Origin of the sequence: Pseudanabaena sp. 'Roaring Creek', from assembly GCF_001402795.1 — a bacterium.
GTDB lineage: Bacteria > Cyanobacteriota > Cyanobacteriia > Pseudanabaenales > Pseudanabaenaceae > Pseudanabaena.
Genome location: NZ_LIRE01000263.1, coordinates 1 through 2691, shown reverse-complemented (window position 1 = coordinate 2691; position 2691 = coordinate 1). Strand labels below are relative to the sequence as shown.

3 protein-coding genes are annotated in these 2691 nt (G+C 44.3%); all 3 read right to left on the bottom strand.

Going from position 1 to position 2691, the window contains the following annotated elements; translation table 11 throughout:
• Nucleotides 1-59 precede the first annotated feature (59 nt).
• Complete coding sequence (locus tag AC805_RS09100; protein ID WP_055075135.1) at nt 60-533, bottom strand: TspO/MBR family protein; 474 nt, start codon at nt 531-533, stop codon at nt 60-62.
• A complete protein-coding gene (locus AC805_RS09095) occupies nt 530-1048 on the bottom strand; it encodes a thiol-disulfide oxidoreductase DCC family protein (protein ID WP_055075134.1) in 519 nt (172 codons plus the stop codon). The genes AC805_RS09100 and AC805_RS09095 overlap by 4 nt, the downstream gene beginning before the upstream one ends.
• 323 nt (nt 1049-1371) lie before the next feature.
• Nucleotides 1372-2256 (bottom strand): MBL fold metallo-hydrolase, encoded by an 885-nt coding sequence (locus tag AC805_RS09090; RefSeq protein ID WP_055075133.1) that lies wholly within the window; start codon nt 2254-2256, stop codon nt 1372-1374.
• Between the last annotated feature and the right edge of the window lie 435 nt (nt 2257-2691).

The following is a 2691-nucleotide window of genomic DNA, read 5'->3' as shown; positions in this document are numbered from 1 at the left end:
GCCTAATTCTTTACTGGGAAAGGAGTAGCCATTTCTTAACTGGATTATTATTCCTATTTTTAAGGTGCGGGAGGATTGAGTCTTGCCATTACCCATGTTACGTAGGTACCGATGGGACTCCAAAGCAAATAGGGGATGAGTAGCCATCCTGCGGTGCTAGAAATTTGCCAAACTTGAATGGTTAAAATTGCCCCTAATATAAAACCGATCGCCCCTGCGATCGCTCCTGCCCGAACATTTCGCAAACGGGTGAGGATTGGCGTATAGGACAGAATCGCGATCTCAACGATCGCATAGCCAGCCATCAATAGCCATGTATTAACGGTGGCTGGCTGGGTTTCCCAAAGGATAGCTGCCGAAGTGATGCCACAAATGAAGATCGCAATCCAAATAAAGGGAATCGCGCCTTCAAAGGTAAGCCATCGCGGACGACGTAATTGCATAAACCATTGGTAGTCCGCAGGAAAAAGCTTGTTAAGGGCAAAGCCTTCTGCAAAGGACAAAATGGCGATCGCGAGCCAAGTTACGATCATGATGTTTGGCGATCGGCGATCGGCGAACTAATTTCAGCATTAGTTACACAAGTATTTTGGCAAGTATCTTGGCAAGCGGCTAGCCTCTGCTCCCGTTCGGCGATCAAGGTTTGGAGATCTGCCCGACCCGTCAGCAAGAGTCGATAATCTGCCCAAAATCCATATATCGCGTCAGCCAATCGTCCGACGAGGGGTAATCTGGTAATCGCATAGATCCAACCAATGCCGAGAAGGTCGTAAATTTGACGAAATACTTCTACGTTTTGGAGGATCGTGTCATCGGGTAGGATGGCATGAATGCGTCCCATCGCCGTTTTAAAATCAATCCCTGCATTGTCGGCGGGCTGATAGTCATCGGCAGCTATATCAACGAATTTCACCAAGCCGCGATCGCCATCTTTACTCTTTAAAAAATTGACTTCGCGCAAGCATAAAGGACATGCCCCATCGTATAGCAGTTTGATTTTCCAACTCTTGGATTTGCAGTCGTTAGCAATTGTCTGGGGAGATAGCATTGTCTTGGGCTAATACATTGGGCTAATACATTGGGCTAATATTCAGCTTAATATTCAGCTAAGCATAAGTAAACTGAATACCAATTCAGGAAAGTGCTGTCATACTTTCCTGAATTATAGCTATATTCACTTAAATCAAGACATCAACCCCAAGAATTGAGTTGCGGCGCGAAGCGCCGCAACTCAATTCTTGGGATTGATGTCCTAATACACTTGGCGACAGCTAGCTATAAGTCAAGACATCAAACCCAATAGAGAGTTGCGGCGCTTCGCGCCGCAACTCTCTATTGGGTTTGATTGCTGAACTACTTTAATTATAAAGCTCAAACTTGGACGAGCGGTTTGGCATCAGCACGAATGGGAATAGAAATATGCATCCCTTCTCTTGCCATCACAGCCCCCGCAAACCGCTCCTGCGCCAACCGTCCAAACTCATCTAGCTGATCGTCACTATGGAGAGGATCGTGATGAAAAATGACTAGAGTCTTGACGTTTGCTGCTTCAGCGACCTTGATTGCTTCTTGCCATGTGGAATGTCCCCAGCCAATTTTGGGATTTACACTCGACCAATATTCTTCATCGGAATAGGTCGCATCCATAATGAGTACGTCGGCATCACGGGCTAGATAAAGGAGATTTTCATCTAGGCGATCGCTAAAATGCTCGGTATCCGTCGCGTAAACCGCTACGCGATCGCCACAGGTAACTCGATATCCTGTGGCTTCTCCTGGATGATTGAGTAGCCCTGTCTCCACTGTCACGTCATGACCAAGCTCGATCAGACTGGGAACTTCTACGTCAAAAAACTTTAAACATGATGCCATTACCCTCAGGGGTACTGGGAAATTAGGGTGATGCATCTGTTCTTCTAAGCGCTCTTGCATCGTTTGACCTGTCGGCGCAATCTTACCGTAAATCTTAAAGAGATTTCCCTTAATAAAAGCTGGTGTAAAAAATGGAAATCCCTGAACGTGATCCCAATGGCTGTGGGTAAAGAAAATACTTGCTTCAACAGGCATCTGTTTGAGTAGATGCTGACCTAATACTCTAATTCCTGTCCCCCCATCAAAAATAATACGCTCACCTTGACAACGCATTTCTACACAAGGAGTATTTCCCCCATAGCGGACTGTGGTTGAACCTGGGGTTGCAATGCTACCACGCACGCCCCAAAAGTGAATAGAGAACTCGCTGTCAGAAATGGACATTAGCTAACTCATTGTCAGAGAATTTTGAACCATTGGGGCAAGTCTGAAACTTAGAAATTTTGGTGAATTTCCACTTTTACATTATTAATCTCAATACTAAGCATAAATATCATGCGAACTTACCAATCTTGCTAACCTCTGGGACTTCTTATGTTCCTTATAGTTTCCTTTAATCTAGAGGATGTTATGCATTGCAAATAGCAATAATTACCATAACCTCAAATCTAAACATATCTAATTTTAGCAGTCACATCGAAGGAGCAAGGTAAGTAAAAGACGATTAAAATATCAATACAACGTATCAGAGTAATTACCCAATTAATCAAACTATATTTGGGTATATGCTAACCCTATGTATCGCCTTGTGGCTATCAGCTTTTAGTACTAAGTACCTCAGCATAATTAAAATCCAGATCTAAAACCTGCGGCGCACGC

Coding starts and splice junctions, on each gene's coding strand:
- AC805_RS09090 (WP_055075133.1), bottom strand. CDS start 2,256: ATGTCCATTTCTGACAGCGAGTTCTCTATTCACTTTTGGGGCGTGCGT.
- AC805_RS09095 (WP_055075134.1), bottom strand. CDS start 1,048: ATGCTATCTCCCCAGACAATTGCTAACGACTGCAAATCCAAGAGTTGG.
- AC805_RS09100 (WP_055075135.1), bottom strand. CDS start 533: ATGATCGTAACTTGGCTCGCGATCGCCATTTTGTCCTTTGCAGAAGGC.